The sequence below is a fragment of the Vampirovibrio sp. genome (genome assembly GCF_041737375.1).
GTDB lineage: Bacteria > Cyanobacteriota > Vampirovibrionia > Vampirovibrionales > Vampirovibrionaceae > Vampirovibrio.
Genome location: NZ_JBGSRV010000002.1, coordinates 19,137 through 35,157 on the forward strand (window position 1 = coordinate 19,137; position 16,021 = coordinate 35,157).

Below are 16,021 nucleotides of genomic sequence, written 5' to 3' on the forward strand. Positions count from 1 at the left end.
GCAGATTGTTTGAGGGCAATGATTTTAAAAGGGGTCGATTGATTTAAAGGAGAGGCTGAGGAAGGCCCGTTTAAGGGCAAAGCAATTGCAGTTGCAACCGATCGCCCGCCCCTACCATCACATCGTTTCGGTTGTAGTCTCTCATAAAGCGATCGGATTCCACAGCAGGAATGGTATTTTGGTTGAGGCCCAATACGGAGGCCCAAACGGCTCGGTCACTCCCCAGTCGCTGCTGGATTTTCTGGTTCAGCAAGCGGGTAGAGCGCAAGGGGGATACCGTCCAGCTATTTGTATTTTCATCCGTTTGTCTCAGCCAGCCGTCGGGGGTGTTGATTTGAGCGATGAACGGCGTGTGGGGAGGGAGTGGAGAAGCAAGGGTGAATTGAAGCCGGATGCTGCCCGGTTTATTCCGGGCCGAGAGTTTAACCGCAGCTACCCTGCCTTTCATTAAACTTCCGGCGGGCAAGGTGCTTTGTGGCGATAAGGCCAATGGCTCCGACAAAACAGCCTCCACCCGATCGCCCACCCAGTTAATCCGTGAAGAAACCGGAGTGGCCATAATAACGGCAAACCCTTTGTTTTGACAGCTATTTTGAGCGGCTACCGGCGCGGGAATGAAAGCAAGCCACAGACCAGCCGCTACCAAAAAGATTACCCAAGCCTTCATCATCACCCCCCGGTAGCATTGTGGATTAAATGGTGTTTGAAACGCTCACGATGCCAACTTGAAAAAAACTGGAACCCAGAATTAAAATTAGCGGGCGAAGGGGCTCGAACCCTCAACATCTTGCTTGGAAGGCAAGTACTCTACCAATTGAGTTACACCCGCAAGGGAATTGCTGGAGACTGGTTGCTATACGCTTCCAAAGCAGTCTGACAATTCAGTGAAAACTATTGTCAATCAAGGGTTTTAGGTTGTCAACCTTTTCCGGGGGAGCCGCAGGGTTTGGGCGATCTTTTGTAACAAAGAGTTTACAACAACGCTTTTCACCGTTTCTGGCGGATTTCAGCCATTTTTGGATACGGCAGACTGAAACCAGCGCTGTCGAAGCCCAAGGGCCACATTCACCAGAATAATCAAGGCAGGTACTTCAACCAACGGCCCAATCACCGCTGTAAAGGCCTCCCCGGAATTGATGCCAAAAACAGCCACGGCCACCGCAATGGCCAGCTCAAAGTTATTTCCAGAAGCCGTAAAGGCCAAAGACGCCGATTTGGAGTAATCCGCCCCCGCCTTTTTGCCAAGATAAAAACTCACAAAAAACATCAGCACAAAATAAATCAGCAAAGGCAGCGCAATTCGGGCCACATCCAGGGGAATCTGTACAATCAGATTGCCCTTCAGGCTGAACATCACCACAATGGTAAACAGCAAAGCAATTAAGGTAATGGGGCTAATGGCCGGAATAAAGGTGTTTGAATACCAAGCGGCGCTTTTAACTTTGAGCAAGCCATAGCGGGTCAGCATGCCTGCCATAAACGGAATTCCCAGATAAATTAAAACACTTTGGGCCACTTCCACAATACTAATAGGTACAATGGCCCCTTTTAACCCCAATAATGGCAGAAAAACGGTAATAAACAGCCAGGCATACACGCTATAAAACAGAACTTGAAAAATACTGTTAAACGCCACCAATCCGGCTGCGTAATCGCTATCCCCATCAGCCAAATCATTCCAGACCAGAACCATGGCAATACACCGAGCCAAGCCGATCAAGATGAGGCCAACCATATAATGCGGCGTATCGGATAAAAACGTAATGGCCAAAACAAACATGAGAACGGGGCCAATAATCCAGTTTTGAATGAGCGAAAGCCCCAGCAGTTTCCAGTTTTTAAAAACTGCGCCCAGCGCCTCGTAGCGCACTTTGGCCAAAGGGGGGTACATCATTAAAATCAGGCCAATGGCAATGGGAATATTGGTGGTACCCACTTGAAATTGACCCATCACGGCTTCAACATTAGGATTCCAATAGCCAATGGCAATGCCTGCCGCCATGGCCAAAAAGATCCACAGCGTGAGATACCGATCCAACGGGGATAAACGGCAAAGCGGCGAGTCGTTCATTATCCGCAACAACTTTCTCGATTACTGACAGCGGGTTCACTCACAGGCATTGCTTCAGGGGCGCAACAACGGGTGGCCTCATTGGAAGAGAATAACGTTTCTCCCTCATCATCGTGACGAACCCAAAACTCCCATTCATTGCCATCGGGATCGTGCAACCAAAACTTGTTGGCCACCGCATAACAACAGGTCACGTTTTCTTCTTCCAAATGCGGTACTAAGCCTTGAGATTTAACCGACTCTTTCCAGGTATTTAGAACCTGATCATCAAACAGTTCCACCCCAAAATGCTGCCCTTGGCCATTCGTGACTGAGTTGGATTTCATACCCGGTTGATGCACCAGAGCTAGGTGCAAGGCAGGTGTTTCCAGCCTGAAATTGGCGTAATCCGTCTTGAGTTTAGAGGGCGGCACATTAAAAATTTTACTGTAGAAAGAAACGGAGGCCTCTAAATTTGAAACGAACAAATTGATATGAACTCTGGCAGTGGTCATGAGATTGGTTCCTCTAATCTTAAAAGTGAGGGCAATGTTTTTATAAATGCCTGAATTTCATCCCGAACCTGACGATAAGCGGTGAGCATTTTGCCATCACTGTAACCGAGTTGGGATCCAGCCCATGGGGAGCGGTTCCAGCGGAATAGACATCTATACAATCCGAATGCAGCACCTTGGCCCATCCTTCCGCCATTTGGCTACGGCAGGCATTGCCGTTACAGAGAAATAGAACTTTTAATTTGGACATTGCGTCGTTTCCTTGCACTCATCATTCATACCGGCATCCTCACAACAGTTTTCCGTCAAGAAGCCGAGTAAGTCTTTCATCAGGGGGTAGCGGGCAGAATAAATGATTTGGCGACTCAGACGTTGGGAATGAATCAATCCGGCCCGTTGCAGGTGAGACAGATGAAAAGACAGGGTGGCAGGCGGAATTTTAACGTGTTCCGCAATTTGACTCACCGCCAACCCCTCGGAGCCTCGTCGAACGAGCAATCGAAAAATCTCAAGGCGGGTTTCGTGGGCCAATGCGCCAAGGGCTTCAACAGCTTCCAACATTTCCATAATTCCAGAATACTGGAATTATGGTTTGGAGTCTCTTAAGCGTCCTTTAAAAGGCGGGTTAAGGTTTGATCAAAGGCATTGGCAAAGGCCCGCTTTTCTTTTTCCCCAAAGGGCTTGGGGCCACCGGTGATCATGCCCGTATCCCGTAAATCGCTCATCAGGTTTCGGCTGGCCAAACGATCGCCAATATTGCCATCGGTAAACAGGGTGCCATGGGGACTGATCACGGTGACCCCCTGATTCACCAGTTGGGCCGCCAGTGGAATATCCTGAGTGATTACCAATTCGCCTTGTTGAGCTTGCTCGATAATGTACAAGTCCACCACATCGGGGCCCGCCGCTACTTGCACAAAGTAGAGGTGAGGGGCCACCGGCAAACACAAAGCCTTGTTGGCCACAAACGTGGTGTGCAGTACCAGGCGGTTTGCCGCCCTCAAAATAATATCCCTAACCGCGCCTGGGCAAGCATCGGCATCCACCCAAATTTTCATGTCACAAACTCGCCATTTCGCTGTAAATACAAGCTCCCTCCCCGCCAAAACGTTGAAGAGAACACCCCACCAGTGTATCGCATTTAAGCCAGCATCGGGTTTCCACAAGCCACAACCACCCAAAGCAGCCCAAGCGTGGCAGGTTCACGCCAGCCACTCAAAATAATGAGGCCACTGGCCATAAAGCCTTCTTTGCAAGCCATCCGTAAAGCGACCTAAAACAAGTGTGTGTAGGGCAGCCAAAAGCAGGGAAACCGTATAAAATAAAAGCATGCTAGAAATTGTAAAATCCTTTCTGCAACCTGAAGAAACCCGTCAGGCAGGCGCCCAGCAAGGGCAATACTTTGAGCGCACCGGGGCTTGTAACCAGTGCGGCAAGTGCTGTTCCAACATTTACCTGGTGTATGGCCAGCAAACCATTAACAGCCTTGAAATGTTTGAGGATGTCAAAACCAAGAACCCGGAATATGAATACTTTAAGCCCCTGCCCTCCCAAAGCGACCCGGACGGGCTTCTATTCCAGTGCATTCACCTGCAATCCAACAACACCTGTGGCATTTATAACAAGCGCCCCAACTTCTGCCGCCAGTACCCATCGGAGCATTCCATTTTAATGGGCGGCAAACTGGCGGAAGGCTGCGGATATCAGTTCCGGCTGCTCCGCACCTTTCAGGATGTCTTGAAACAAGTCTCTTCCCCCGAAAATGAACCACCCCAGGCGGAGCGACCGGTTTCCTCATGACAGCGCTGCCCGCTCCGGTTATTTATCCGCCTCAAGGCATTTTAACCTTGATTAGCAGAGCCTGGACCCTGGTGAGAGTGAACCTGAAGGTAGTTTTACTGCTAATGGCGGTTCCGGCCATACTCAACACCCTGTTTCACATCTTGCTCAGTTTATTTTCCAATCAGGCATTCCTAACCCAAGTGGGGGTGGGCGAGCTGGCCATTCGACTGCTGCTATTGGCAGGCACCTGCGTGCTGATCATTCCCGTTTTTCTGGCCTGGTTAATCAGCTATGGCATGCTATGCCGATTCTTTTACCTGTCCTTACTGAGAAATACCACCCCCAGCCTGAAAGAGTGCTTTCAGCACCTTCGGGCAAACGCGCTGCCCTTGATGGGCATGACCGTGCTACTGGGGCTGATGTTTTTGGGCCTGCTGGTGGTAACGCTGGTTATTTTTTACCTGGGCATGATTTTAGTGGGCTTTACAATGACGGCGCTGATGGCCTCCAGTGGCGGCGCCACCTCCAAATTAATGATGGGTATTTTCGCACTGGTGGTAGGTTTTGGGGCTTTCGTGCTGCTGGTTAGTTTGGGAACCGTGCAATGGTTTTTATTTAACTTCCCCATTTTATCCTTGCTCACAAATACGGAGGCACCCAAAAAATTCTGGCGCCATATAGGGGATTCCTATCAACTGCTCTTCAAATCAGTCCCCAGAGTCTTGCTCTTCAGCATCGGCTTTATGCTGCTTAGCTGGAGTTTTATGGGCGTACTAATGGGTCCGGTGTCTCTGTGGATGGGGGTTGAAATGTCTCGCACCGGATTAGACAATCACCACAGCGTTCCACTCTATGTTCAATCCATCTGGAATATCTGGAGCAGCCTTGCCAATTGCCTGATCATGCCTTTTCATATCAGTGCTTTAACCTTATTTTGGTATGATTGCCAAACTCGAGCCGAAGGGCTCGATCTCAAACGATGGCTCAACAAGCTTCAACAGACCTGAACCGGGGAATCATACTGAATATCCCCCCTGCCCTATACCTATTCTATGCCGATAGTACCCTTATAAATTTTACAATCAGGACAAACCCTATGACAGACGAAATTAGCAACAAGGTCATCAGTATTTTTCAAAAGCATCGCCGGGGCGATCACTTCCACTTTGAGGTGGAAGAGGGTGGAGAAATGATTATCAGCCACGACGGGTTCAACTATGTCAGCATCAAACACGACTCTAACGGGCTTAACGATGAAGATTCCCTGAACGAGGTGGGCGAAGCCAAGCATTACGTGGTTAAAATGATGGAACTCCATCACGACAGCGGAAACGTCAGGTTAAACAACTACTTTGTACCCGGCAAACGGATTGAAGAGTTCATGCTTAGCCTGAGCCAGCGCCCCGGTAAACTGCTGGAAATCAAACAGTTTATCCCGGATACGACCGCTTAGCCCCGGCGTCTTTTCCAAACGCCACCCCACCACGGGTAGCGGGTTGAGCGGGATAAAACCCCGAATTGCCGAAGCCGCCTGCGAACGAGCCCCGGTTCAAACCGCCCAGCGGATAAGAGCCAGTGGCCAAAGAGGGATCAGCGGCGACCCCGCTGAAAGGCAACCCGAAAGTGTTCAGCGGAGGCCCACTAAAAGGTACCAGCGACGGACGAGGCTGAGGATTACCGCCCGATCCGGTGAGACTTTGCTGTTTAAAGCGATAATTGGTTAAAAACCGGTTTAAAAGGCCTAGCCCCAAGCCGGTAAACACAATGCCACTTGCCAATGGCACAACCACCGTCAGGCTTTTTGCCATAAGACCACGGCGTATATGCGGTGCCGCTACTGCTTCCATCTCTGGCGTTAAGTTTTGGCTATCCTTGGCGGCTCTCATCAAGGCGGTTTCCGCGATTTGGCGGGTACTCATCACCTTGCCCTGAGCATCCAAAGCCTCTTTAAAAAGATGGGGAAAATATTTGACCATGCCCTTTTGAATCAATTCCTGTCCGTACAGAATATAGGCAAAAACAACCGGCAGTCTCAAGGCCGTTTCCAGTCGTTCATAGCCGTCTCTGGCCGAATCCAGGTAAGGAATGGCGCAAGTAAGCATCATGGCCCCCAACAACCCTTTTCGATTGCCCAGGCCGTAGGTCACCTTTTTTTGAGCGTTTTGAGCAAAGCTGAAATCCAGATGCTTGACCACTTGCCCGGAGATTTTTTTCACCCCCTCGGAGCGATGGCCAAACCGGGCCAACAAAAACGCGCCGCCCAGCAATCCCGCAAAGCCAACGCTAACCTGCTTGATTCGATTTTTAGCTTTCTTCACCTGCGGACTGTCTTCTTGCCCATAGCCCGATTGCGGCTGGATTTTACCGGGGGTCAGGTTAATCACATCGCTAAACTTGTCTTTTTTAAAAACTTTAGCGGTCATCAGGTTTTTACCGTAATTCACCAACGACTCGCCCCACAGGCCAATGCCCCCAATGGTGGACAGAATCACCGCCGCTTTGGTCACCATGGCCTGAGCGGCCGCCTTTTGATCGCTGGCCTTGCTCAGCACCTCATAAGTTTCAGTCAGCAGTTTTTTATTGAACGCTTTATCGAACGGTCGACGATAAGCGCCAAATTTGAAAAATAGATTCGCCAAACCCGGCCCCAAAAACGTGGGCAAGGCATAGGTCATGGCCGATTCCCCAAACTCCAGTAAGCTGGCTTCAGCCCCTTCGGCCTTGCTTCGGGAAATCAGTATTTTGGGCAACCAGGCGGAACCGGTGTCCTGTAAAAACTTCATGGCGGTTCCCCCACCCTGGCCTTCCTGAAAAGCCAAGGTTCGATACAGCCTGCTCTGGCTTGCCAGCCTAGCAACGCTGGCACTGAGATTGGAGACTTGGGTCACGCGGTACACTCTGGTTCGTCAGTCATATTAAACCGAGACGGCGTTTTTTGTGTCAGCAAACGGTAAGAACCCTTGCCAACTGCCGAATGTTCAAGGGGTGATGACTCTAAGATGATGAATCTAAAACAAGGTGAGGAAACAGGGGGAAATCAAACACCCTGAAAAGGGTGCTTCCTTCCACTACCAAACTTTATATGAAAGGACGATAACCGGCAAATCGGTTCACCGGCATGGCCGAATTTTGAAACGGGGATGAATAGTTATAGACCGCCCTTGCCGGATTGACAGTTTGAACCACTTGAACCGGCTTTTGATTACCGAGTGCCGGTAAAGCGCCCGCCAAAACAGGCGATTCCGCCTTGTTAAATCGGTATTTCGTCCAGAACTGATTTAACAGAGTAACCCCAACGCCGGTTCCCAGAACCCCAACCACCATAGGCACCCCAAACAAAACATTTTTGCCGGTAATGGCCCGCTTCAGCTGCTCGTCAGAAGCAACCCTTAAAGCCGCCTCATCCGCTTTGTGAAACAAGCCATCCAGAGAGTTGGCCTGAATGGATCGTCCGCTCTGGGCCAGATTTTCTTTGTGAAACGCCTTGTCCACCACATCCGTGAGTCGCATGACCTGAGACTTGCCACCCGGCCCCACATCCGCAATCATGGCCCCGTGCAAATCGGGCCGGTATTTTTTAATAACGCTTAACATGCCTTTTTCCAGCGCTTGCTGGCCAAAAGCCAAATACCCCATAATCACCGCCAGCCGGGAAACGGACTCCACCCGCTCCAGCTTATCTCGGGCCGCATCGGCGTAAGCGGGAATAGAACCCAGCATGTACCAGCGCAACTGGTTAGAAGAAATCGAGAATCCGCCCTTGGTCGAGTCATAATCAAAATGCTTCACCACGGCGGCAAGCGGGTTTTCTGGCACCTTTTCGCCCAGTTTTTTCCAGTTACTTTTCAGCAATGCCTCTTTAAGGCCCTTGAGTGGCGTTTGCGGAAGCTTATGTCCATAGCGGGCCATGGCCAAAGAGCCAAGCAGAGTACCCCCCATCAGGCCCAAGGTGGCCAGCGTACGATGAACGGATCGGGTAACCACCTCGCTTTCCTCACCACTTTTCATGGTTCCCTTGGATAGATTCACCACATCGCTAAACTTGTCTTTTTTAAACACTTTAGCGGTCATCAGGTTTTTGCCGTAGTTAATCAGGTACTCACACCCCAGGCCTACCGCCACCATGGGCCCTACAATGGTGGCCGCTTTTACCGCCAAAATACGGGGCAGCTCCTTCTTCAATAAAGTTTCACCGGGCTTGGCCGCTAATTCTCTTAACTGATGAACCGGCATGGCCAAATGCGCTTTGGACAAATTGCCGTTCAGCGTTTGCTCGGCCTGACGCAGGAAAAAACGATGCATGCCTTTAGCCGCCACAGGCACTGAAAAATAGATGACGCCCGATTCCAGAAACTCCAGAAAAGTACTTTCCGAAATCTCAATGAGACTTCGGGACACCACGATTTTGGGCAACCAGGCCACGGAGGTGTCCCTCAGGAAAGACATCCAGGACAACCCGTTCTGCCCTTCACTGACATGCAGCAAATTGCCCACCGTTCGATCCCAGAAAGGCATTTTCTGGAGAATCAGGGGAACCCTGGCAGATAGTTGCTTCTCAATAGGGGGCATCATTGGGGGTAATAACTTTCCTGAAGCAATGAGCGGGATAACTACGAAAAAACCGGCCACTTCTATTTTTTAGGAAGCCCGCCGGTTACTGAATCAATCTTGAGTGTTGATACCTCAAAAACTCAACTGAAAGCAGGCGGCCCATCCATAGGCTGCCACCAACAAAATGCAGAGTTATTCTGGATATCAGAGATGAACACGAATATTAGAACTTTCACATTAAGATTTAGGAAAATCTATCATACAAAAAAAGAAAACCGAAGCACTAAAAATTTGTGCCTCAAACAAAGCAAATCTCCGGCTGTGTTGAAACAACCGGAGACTTGAGGATTTTAAATGCTAAACCGCCATGGCCGAACGCTTGAGCAAAGACGACTGCTGGTAAAGGCATTGCCCGTTTGCCAGCGTTAGAATAGCTCGCCCTTTCAGGGTTTGCCCCTTGAACGGCGTATTTCTGGACTTGCTGTGGAACTGAGCCGGATCCACCACCCACGACTGTTCAGGATCAATCACCACCACATCGGCCCTTTCTCCCACTGCCAGCCTGCCAGAGTGTTTCAATTTGAAAATTTCAGCGGGGCGGGTGGACATCATGGCAATCAAATCCAGCGGATTCAGCTTTTTGGTGTGATAAAAGTGGGTGAGCATAATGGATAAAGAAGTTTCCAGCCCAATCACCCCGTTGGGGGCGCAATCAAAAGCCATGGACTTTTCATCCGGGGTATGGGGGGCATGATCGGTGGCAATCACGTCAATGGTGCCGTCCATCACCGCCTCAATCAATGCTTTCTGGTCAGCCTCGCCCCGTAAAGGCCCGTTCATCTTGAAATCCGGGTCATAGGCCTGACAACAGGCATCCGTCAGGGCCAGATAGTGGGGGGTGGTTTCAGCGGTAATGCGAAGCCCTTCCGCTTTGGCCTTGCGAATCAGGGAGACGCTTTCCTTGCTTGAAATATGGGCAAAGTGAACCCGGCCCCCCGTAAAGCGGGCCAGTTCAATGTCACGGGCCACCATCACACTTTCAGCCACCGAAGGAATGCCCGGTAACCCCAGCAAGGTGGAGTAATAGCCCTCGTGCATGACCCCATTTCCAAACAGGGTGCAATCCTCGGCGTGGCACACAATCGGTACATCAAACATATTGGAATATTCCAGCGCCTTACGCATCATGTTGGCACTGGCAACCGGCCTGCCATCATCAGAAAAGCCAACCGCACCCTGACTCAGGAGGGTTCCAATAGAGGTCATTTCTTCCCCTTCCAGGCCACGGGTTACGGCGGCAATGGGGAAAATCTGGATACCCGTGGATTGAGCGGCGTTCAGAATGTACTGAACCATGGGGGTGCTGTCAATCACCGGAGAGGTGTTGGGCATCACGCACACGGTGGTAAAGCCACCGGCCACCGCAGCGGCGGCGCCCGTTTCGGTGGTTTCCTTATCCGGACTGCCGGGGTCCCGGAAATGAACGTGAACATCCACCAGCCCTGGTGCCACCCACTGTCCGGCATGCAGCTCAATCACCTCATCGGCCGAGCTGCCCGGAATATCGGTTTCAATGGCGGCAATAACGTTCCCATCAATGAGCACATCCATGACCGCATCCAGCCCGGAAGCCGGATCAAGGACACGTCCGCCTTTTAACAATTTTTTCATACCGCAAGCACTCCTGTCTGCTGGTTCCGCTCACTATAACTGGCTTGAAAACGCTCCAGACCACTGCGCTCAGCAGGGGTACTCAAGCAGAGATACAACAGAGACATGCGAATGGCCACCCCACTGGTCACCTGATTGGTAATCAGGGACAGCGCCTTGTTATCGGCCACGTCACTGGCAATTTCCACCCCTCGGTTCATGGGGCCGGGATGCATAACCAGCACGTTAGGCTTACAAAAACGATCCAGACGATCCTGAGTAATGGAATAAAACCGAATGTACTCTCTCAAGGCTGGAATTAGCCCCGCCCGCTGACGCTCCAGCTGCATTCTCAGGCACATCACCACATCCGCGTCCCGAAGCGCTTCCTCAATGTCGGTGTGCGCCTTGCAGCCCAGTGCTTCAATATGCATGGGCAGCAATGTGGAAGGGGCTAACAAATGGACTTCGGCCCCAAACAGCTTGAGCAAATGAATATTGCTGCGAGCCACCCGACTGTGCAAAATATCGCCCACAATCACAATTTTTTTGCCGGTTAAATCGTCCATGCGCTCCAGCAGACTGAATAAATCCAGCAGCCCTTGGGTGGGATGGTCATGATACCCATCTCCCGCGTTCAAAATGCACATGCGGTCCCCAAAGTAATTGACCAACTGCTGGCAAACCCCGGAGCTGGCATGGCGAATCACCACCGCATCGGTGCCCATGGCCGCCAAGGTTTCGGCGGTATCAATCAGGGATTCTCCCTTTTTAACCGAAGAGCTGGAAACCGAAAAATTAACGGCGTCCGCGCTTAGATACTGAGCCGCCAGTTCAAAACTGGTGCGGGTGCGGGTGGAATTTTCATAAAACATATTAACCACCACTTTGCCCCGCAAGGTGGGAATTTTTTTAACCGGACGACTCAGGATATGAGAAAAAGAGGTTGCCGTTCGCAGCACCTCTTGCACTTCCTCCAGGGACAAAGAGGCGGAATCAATCACATGTCGACGATTCCAGAGTCCCTTGGTGGGTAACGGGGAATTTGTGGCCATAAAAAAACCTCCTGTTATGGGGCGAGGAGGGCGGGGGGTGTATAAAAAGAATAACCTGAGCGGATTCTGCCGAAACAGAACACAGTGTAGTCCATCAGAGTCGTGACGTTATTAGGCACTTTCGTTGACACCTGTTTGACACCCTTGCTGACCTCGCCGAATCAGCATTAAAAGGATACCTTCCTATTGTCTCCGAAAACCTTATTTTGAAAAGGGCACAGCCAGATATTGTTACCCTGCTGCATAGCAAAAACCCCGATTATGCATTGCACAATCGGGGTTTGCTGGCAAAAATGCCGAAGATGGGGGGTTAGAAGACCGAATTGTAGGTACGATCCATCTGAAACTCCTCTCTACGTGATCCGTTGAACTTACCATCATCGCTGGTGTCTTTTAAGGCGGAGCGACCCTTGTTGATCTCTTTACCAGCAAAAACGCCGCCCACAATCCCACCGACCGCACCAATCACGCCGCCCACAGCAGCACCGGCTTTTCCAGCAAAACGGCTACCCACAGCGGCACCCGCAGCAGCACCGCCAGCACCACCAATACCACCGCCCCACACGGAACCTCTCACGCTGGATTCTTGCCGGTCCAGCTTGCCGCTTACTTTTTCAAACGGTGTTGCAGGTGAGCTTTCTACAGCGCCTGTTCGTGCCGGGGTAAAGCCACCCGGCGTGGGCGCAAAACCGGCACCGTAGCCGTAGCCACCGCCGCCCATAAATCCCCCATATGCCATTATATTGTCTCCTGTTCAACGCATGTCAATGATTGAGCCTTGGCCCCAGCAACGCACACGTCCCCTACTGAATTGATCTACGACCTAATACCCTGTACAAGCATAAAAACATTGAAGTGGATTTTGTTGCTACAGTGAATCACTCAGTGATTGGCCTCAACCCCTGAAGACGGACACCCTGCCTGTAAAACCCGAACCCCTGGCACTTTAAACTCAGGGCCTGCCTGATAATTATTTTGAGCCAACCAAGCCTGCAACCGCTCTCGGGTGCTGGTTGCCGAGTGAGAAAAGACCAGCCAAACCCGCCCCTCACAAGGGCCCGCTGGCAGCATACGGGTTAATTGAGTCAACAAGGGAGCCCCCGGCCTTAAATCCTGAGCGGTGGAAACATTCACACCCCACATGCGGGTTTCCGGCTTAAGGTAATAGGCAAGCCCCACCGCCATGGCCCCCGTTTTATTCACCAGCACCAAATCATGGGGGCCACTCTGGCCATTGATATAAGCAGCGGCTTGTTTAAACTCATCGGAGGAGGTGTGGGCTTTAAACAGGGCGTAAAAGGTATCCACGCTCATTACAGTCAGCAATACCGTGCCCAGTACCACCGGCAACCATCGCCAGCGGGAAGGCCGCCAATGACGTCTCATGGCAAAAAGCGCATAGGCCAGCAACAAATAACAGGCGGGACTGACCAAAAATAAATAGCGGCGAATGGTGGCGGTATGGGTGTTTTTTAGCAGATCCAGCAAAATTTGCTCACCCGTTAAACACACCAGCCACATTAAACAAAGGGCCAATACCGGCGAAAGCGCCCACGGTTTTTGTAGGCTCTGATTTTTTTCCAGCCTGTGATTGCGATTTCGTTGGTCAGCACACCAAACGCTACTGCCCCAGCCCAACAAAATCAGCAAAGGGAGCCACTTTCCAGCTTTACTGCCTGGCATAAAAAATTCGCAAAAAATGCGCCACAATTTTTCAGGCAACTGCACAGGATGCCACAAACCCGAGGTGTAATGGCCCGCCAGTTTCAAAAACACCAGTTGCGCCTGAAATATCGACGAGGCCCAGGGCAACAACAACAACCCAATTAGCCCCAGACAAGTCAGTGAACCCACCCAAACCCTTTTTTGAGATCGTCCCCGCCACAGCAGCACCGCAAAAACAAACACCGCAAATAGCAAAAAGAAATACTGAGCATACAGCCCCGCCGCCAAAATCAGGGCCAGCAGCACCCACTTTAAAAAACCACGACCCTGGCTTTGGGCCAAACCAACCACCTGCCAAACAGCCGTCAAGGCCAAACAAAGCAACAGCGTGTACTGGCGAGCATCCTGAGCATGATCGACCTGATAGGCCGACAAGGCCAACATAGCGGACGTGAGCAGCGCAAAGCCTTGCCGCTGGTTGGCGGAAAACTGCACCGCATCCAGATCGGCCAACCGTAAAGAAAGCCCAAAACACAGAAAAATAGAAAGCACCCCAAACAAAGCCGCTGGCACCCGCAATAAACCGGGTTCCAGCCCCACGCCATGAATCCATAAATTCATCAACCAGAAAAACAACGGCGGATGCACATTGGCCTTTAAAACCTCGGCGGTACGCCCAAAATTTGCGGCGCCGTGAGACTGGGTGGCTTTGCTTTTGTAAACCAGCGCTGGCACCGGGGCAGGCGGATCAAATCGCTCCCCCCGCAAGCGGTAAGCATCAGGATCAATAGAATTGCCCAAACTGGTGGCAATGGTGGCAACTTCATCACTCCACAAGCTTTTTTCATCCAGCTTATAAAAACGAACGCCCACGCCCAACAACACAATCAAGGCCAACACAAGCCAAGCCCAAGGTTGAACCCGCCTCATCAAGCCACCTCCGAACCGGAACCCGAAACCGGCAAAGGCTTGTCTGTTTTTTGCTTCCAAAGAAACCAGAGGATGGGCAGTGCGGTCATCACCAAAAAATTAAGCAAATGGGCCTGCCCAATAAACGTAATGGAAAACAATTGAGCGCAAGATAGCGGAATCAGCAAACGACGCAGCCAATGCTCATGGGGTAGGTAGAAAACCAGCGGAAAAAACATCCCCAGATACCAGGGATAAAATTTAAGACTGATCAGGCCAATCAATACGGCCATTACCAGCAAGGCGTCCTGAATCCACTGAGAAGCCGGATAACCCGACTGCCGAAACCGACGCCAGCACAAGCCCGCAAAAAACAGGGCGTAAGCGCCTAACAGGCCATTTTTTAAAATCCCTCGAACCCACTCTCGATGCGGGTGCAAGGCAGGCAGAATGGTTTTATCTATATATTTGAACAAAGAGTAAACAAAGGAATGCAAAGACCCATGACTGACAAAAGCGTTGTGATTGATTTCTGCCAAATGAAACTGCCGCCAATCTGGCAAATAGGGCAGACCAGTCACCGCAAAAACAAGGATGGCCAAAGCAAGCCCTGCCCCTAAGGCCACCCATGCTTTGTTTTTGAGCAAAAACAAAAAGGCCAGCGGCAAAATCACCAGCGCCCCGTATTTAATGAGGGTAGCCGCCATTAATGCCGGTAAAATCCAAAACCAACCACCCAATAAGGCCGACAATGCGGCCAAGGTGACAAAAAAGCCCATCAGCATATCGTTATGCCCGTTACCCAGGGAATGAATTAAAACCAGCGGATTCCAAAGGTACAAGTACACGGCCCAATTCGGGTTAAATCGCTCTCGAACAGTGTCCGGGCCTTTTTGCTCCAAATGTCTTGCCCCCAGCCAGATGAGTGCGGCGGTGCCCAGATATAAAAGGGCATTAAAACCCTTAAACACCAGAACCGTCAGCGCTTTATTGCCTTGACCCACCCAACAGAGCAGCTTGGCAATGAGTAAATACAAAAAGCCGTAGGGGCTGGGGTTGTTGACCCAGTGATTGGTAATCATGGGGTCGGCATGCCAGTTGGGGATGTGATCAATGGTGAAGACATAAGGGTTTAGCCCATAATGCAACTGCTGCCAGCCCCGATTGATATAGCCATAAATATCGGTTGAGTGAAAAGCGGGAATGAGCACCGCCAGAACCGCCCACAGCACCCCGGACCATCCAATCCGTTTTAAAGGCGTTGTTTCCGCCAGAACCGTTTTAGCCCCCTGCCAATATAGAAAAATCAGAGCAAAGGTCAACGGCCATACAAACACCTCCCGGCTCCAGCGAGGAGCGGACAAGGCCGGGGTTTTATAAAACAGGGCGGTCAGCAGCAAGGCCAGCGCCATGCAACACCCCCATTGAAAAAATCGGGTTTGCGTAATAGGCAGAAAAGCGGAGAATAGAGAAGCGCGCAACAGTTTAAAACCTGGTTGGGGAATTTTTTACAAACAGTGCTTGATCCATTTTGCCGGTTGCGTGAAAGGGAATCAAGCGAAAATGTTGAAAGCCCCCTGCAAACCCTTCCATTAAAAGGCAGCACTGCCAAGCGGCTAAAACGTGCGGACCGTTCACAGGGTTGCCCTGACCCATGGCATCTGATACAACAGGGTATACGATCGAGCGTCCAAAAGTGGAATCTCAACAAAGAAAATGATGGTTAGAGCATGGTCGTATATGAGGCCTCTTGTTTCAGGAAACGATGTGAACAAGGCCCGTTAGGGTTCGTCCTGAAGCATCAAGGTGTGAAACCGAGCATGGCAAGCATTTTCAAACCCATC

16 protein-coding genes and 1 tRNA gene are annotated in these 16,021 nt (G+C 51.0%); 3 read left to right on the top strand and 14 right to left on the bottom strand.

The annotated features are described in order from the left end of the window. Window positions 1–70: 70 nt before the first annotated feature. The 7 genes from ACEW81_RS00340 to ACEW81_RS00370 form a co-directional block, all read right to left on the bottom strand. On the bottom strand, window positions 71–559 hold the full coding sequence (locus ACEW81_RS00340; protein ID WP_373530970.1) for a hypothetical protein: 489 nt from the start codon (window positions 557–559) through the stop codon (window positions 71–73). A gap of 197 nt (window positions 560–756) precedes the next feature. Then, window positions 757–829: transfer RNA gene (locus ACEW81_RS00345), tRNA-Gly, on the bottom strand. A 177-nt stretch (window positions 830–1,006) separates the two neighbouring features. Further along, a complete protein-coding gene (arsB, locus tag ACEW81_RS00350; RefSeq protein ID WP_373530971.1) occupies window positions 1,007–2,071 on the bottom strand; it encodes an ACR3 family arsenite efflux transporter in 1,065 nt (354 codons plus the stop codon). Beyond that, complete coding sequence (locus ACEW81_RS00355; protein ID WP_373530972.1) at window positions 2,071–2,565, bottom strand: ArsI/CadI family heavy metal resistance metalloenzyme; 495 nt, start codon at window positions 2,563–2,565, stop codon at window positions 2,071–2,073. Before ACEW81_RS00355 ends, arsB begins: the two co-directional genes overlap by 1 nt. Before the next feature lie 40 nt (window positions 2,566–2,605). After that, window positions 2,606–2,815, bottom strand: a complete 210-nt coding sequence (locus tag ACEW81_RS00360; RefSeq protein ID WP_373530973.1) for an arsenate reductase/protein-tyrosine-phosphatase family protein — start codon at window positions 2,813–2,815, stop codon at window positions 2,606–2,608. Continuing rightward, the gene (locus tag ACEW81_RS00365; protein WP_373530974.1) at window positions 2,803–3,126 is read right to left on the bottom strand and encodes an ArsR/SmtB family transcription factor; all 324 of its coding nucleotides are present in this window, start codon (window positions 3,124–3,126) and stop codon (window positions 2,803–2,805) included. The genes ACEW81_RS00360 and ACEW81_RS00365 overlap by 13 nt, the downstream gene beginning before the upstream one ends. 41 nt (window positions 3,127–3,167) lie before the next feature. Next, a complete protein-coding gene (locus ACEW81_RS00370; RefSeq protein ID WP_373530975.1) occupies window positions 3,168–3,623 on the bottom strand; it encodes a YaiI/YqxD family protein in 456 nt (151 codons plus the stop codon). A 271-nt stretch (window positions 3,624–3,894) separates the two neighbouring features. Here ACEW81_RS00370 and ACEW81_RS00375 point away from each other — a divergent pair, with 271 nt between their 5' ends. The 3 genes from ACEW81_RS00375 to ACEW81_RS00385 all read left to right on the top strand — a co-directional run bounded on the left by ACEW81_RS00375 (window position 3,895) and on the right by ACEW81_RS00385 (window position 5,800). Next, on the top strand, window positions 3,895–4,365 hold the full coding sequence (locus ACEW81_RS00375) for a YkgJ family cysteine cluster protein (RefSeq protein WP_373530976.1): 471 nt from the start codon (window positions 3,895–3,897) through the stop codon (window positions 4,363–4,365). Continuing rightward, on the top strand, window positions 4,362–5,354 hold the full coding sequence (locus ACEW81_RS00380) for a hypothetical protein (RefSeq protein ID WP_373530977.1): 993 nt from the start codon (window positions 4,362–4,364) through the stop codon (window positions 5,352–5,354). The genes ACEW81_RS00375 and ACEW81_RS00380 overlap by 4 nt, the downstream gene beginning before the upstream one ends. Window positions 5,355–5,443: 89 nt before the next feature. Beyond that, window positions 5,444–5,800: a hypothetical protein gene (locus tag ACEW81_RS00385; RefSeq protein ID WP_373530978.1), complete on the top strand. Its 357-nt coding sequence runs from the start codon at window positions 5,444–5,446 to the stop codon at window positions 5,798–5,800. Here ACEW81_RS00385 and ACEW81_RS00390 read toward each other — a convergent pair. From ACEW81_RS00390 to ACEW81_RS00420, 7 genes are all read right to left on the bottom strand, one after another. Further along, window positions 5,778–7,235, bottom strand: coding sequence for a hypothetical protein (locus ACEW81_RS00390; protein WP_373530979.1), 1,458 nt, complete (start codon window positions 7,233–7,235; stop codon window positions 5,778–5,780). The two genes, ACEW81_RS00385 and ACEW81_RS00390, sit on opposite strands and share 23 nt — an antisense overlap. Before the next feature lie 190 nt (window positions 7,236–7,425). Beyond that, a complete protein-coding gene (locus tag ACEW81_RS00395; protein ID WP_373530980.1) occupies window positions 7,426–8,919 on the bottom strand; it encodes a hypothetical protein in 1,494 nt (497 codons plus the stop codon). 336 nt (window positions 8,920–9,255) lie between these two features. After that, window positions 9,256–10,569, bottom strand: a complete 1,314-nt coding sequence (locus ACEW81_RS00400) for a dihydroorotase (RefSeq protein ID WP_373530981.1) — start codon at window positions 10,567–10,569, stop codon at window positions 9,256–9,258. After that, window positions 10,566–11,603 (bottom strand): aspartate carbamoyltransferase catalytic subunit, encoded by a 1,038-nt coding sequence (locus tag ACEW81_RS00405; RefSeq protein ID WP_373530982.1) that lies wholly within the window; start codon window positions 11,601–11,603, stop codon window positions 10,566–10,568. Before ACEW81_RS00405 ends, ACEW81_RS00400 begins: the two co-directional genes overlap by 4 nt. A gap of 310 nt (window positions 11,604–11,913) precedes the next feature. Next, the gene (locus ACEW81_RS00410; RefSeq protein WP_373530983.1) at window positions 11,914–12,342 is read right to left on the bottom strand and encodes a hypothetical protein; all 429 of its coding nucleotides are present in this window, start codon (window positions 12,340–12,342) and stop codon (window positions 11,914–11,916) included. Window positions 12,343–12,485: 143 nt separating this feature from the next. Then, window positions 12,486–14,168 (bottom strand): glycosyltransferase family 39 protein, encoded by a 1,683-nt coding sequence (locus ACEW81_RS00415; RefSeq protein ID WP_373530984.1) that lies wholly within the window; start codon window positions 14,166–14,168, stop codon window positions 12,486–12,488. Window positions 14,169–14,197: 29 nt separating this feature from the next. Continuing rightward, window positions 14,198–15,589, bottom strand: coding sequence for an MptA/MptB family glycosyltransferase (locus ACEW81_RS00420; RefSeq protein ID WP_373530985.1), 1,392 nt, complete (start codon window positions 15,587–15,589; stop codon window positions 14,198–14,200). Window positions 15,590–16,021 lie beyond the last annotated feature (432 nt).

What these genes read in the sequence shown, in the direction of transcription:
- ACEW81_RS00340 (WP_373530970.1), bottom strand. Translation starts at nt 559, where the DNA reads ATGGCCACTCCGGTTTCTTCACGGATTAACTGGGTGGGCGATCGGGTG.
- arsB (WP_373530971.1), bottom strand. Translation starts at nt 2,071, where the DNA reads ATGAACGACTCGCCGCTTTGCCGTTTATCCCCGTTGGATCGGTATCTC.
- ACEW81_RS00355 (WP_373530972.1), bottom strand. Translation starts at nt 2,565, where the DNA reads ATGACCACTGCCAGAGTTCATATCAATTTGTTCGTTTCAAATTTAGAG.
- ACEW81_RS00360 (WP_373530973.1), bottom strand. Translation starts at nt 2,815, where the DNA reads ATGTCCAAATTAAAAGTTCTATTTCTCTGTAACGGCAATGCCTGCCGT.
- ACEW81_RS00365 (WP_373530974.1), bottom strand. Translation starts at nt 3,126, where the DNA reads ATGTTGGAAGCTGTTGAAGCCCTTGGCGCATTGGCCCACGAAACCCGC.
- ACEW81_RS00370 (WP_373530975.1), bottom strand. Translation starts at nt 3,623, where the DNA reads ATGAAAATTTGGGTGGATGCCGATGCTTGCCCAGGCGCGGTTAGGGAT.
- ACEW81_RS00375 (WP_373530976.1), top strand. Translation starts at nt 3,895, where the DNA reads ATGCTAGAAATTGTAAAATCCTTTCTGCAACCTGAAGAAACCCGTCAG.
- ACEW81_RS00380 (WP_373530977.1), top strand. Translation starts at nt 4,362, where the DNA reads ATGACAGCGCTGCCCGCTCCGGTTATTTATCCGCCTCAAGGCATTTTA.
- ACEW81_RS00385 (WP_373530978.1), top strand. Translation starts at nt 5,444, where the DNA reads ATGACAGACGAAATTAGCAACAAGGTCATCAGTATTTTTCAAAAGCAT.
- ACEW81_RS00395 (WP_373530980.1), bottom strand. Translation starts at nt 8,919, where the DNA reads ATGATGCCCCCTATTGAGAAGCAACTATCTGCCAGGGTTCCCCTGATT.
- ACEW81_RS00400 (WP_373530981.1), bottom strand. Translation starts at nt 10,569, where the DNA reads ATGAAAAAATTGTTAAAAGGCGGACGTGTCCTTGATCCGGCTTCCGGG.
- ACEW81_RS00405 (WP_373530982.1), bottom strand. Translation starts at nt 11,603, where the DNA reads ATGGCCACAAATTCCCCGTTACCCACCAAGGGACTCTGGAATCGTCGA.
- ACEW81_RS00410 (WP_373530983.1), bottom strand. Translation starts at nt 12,342, where the DNA reads ATGGCATATGGGGGATTTATGGGCGGCGGTGGCTACGGCTACGGTGCC.
- ACEW81_RS00420 (WP_373530985.1), bottom strand. Translation starts at nt 15,589, where the DNA reads ATGGCGCTGGCCTTGCTGCTGACCGCCCTGTTTTATAAAACCCCGGCC.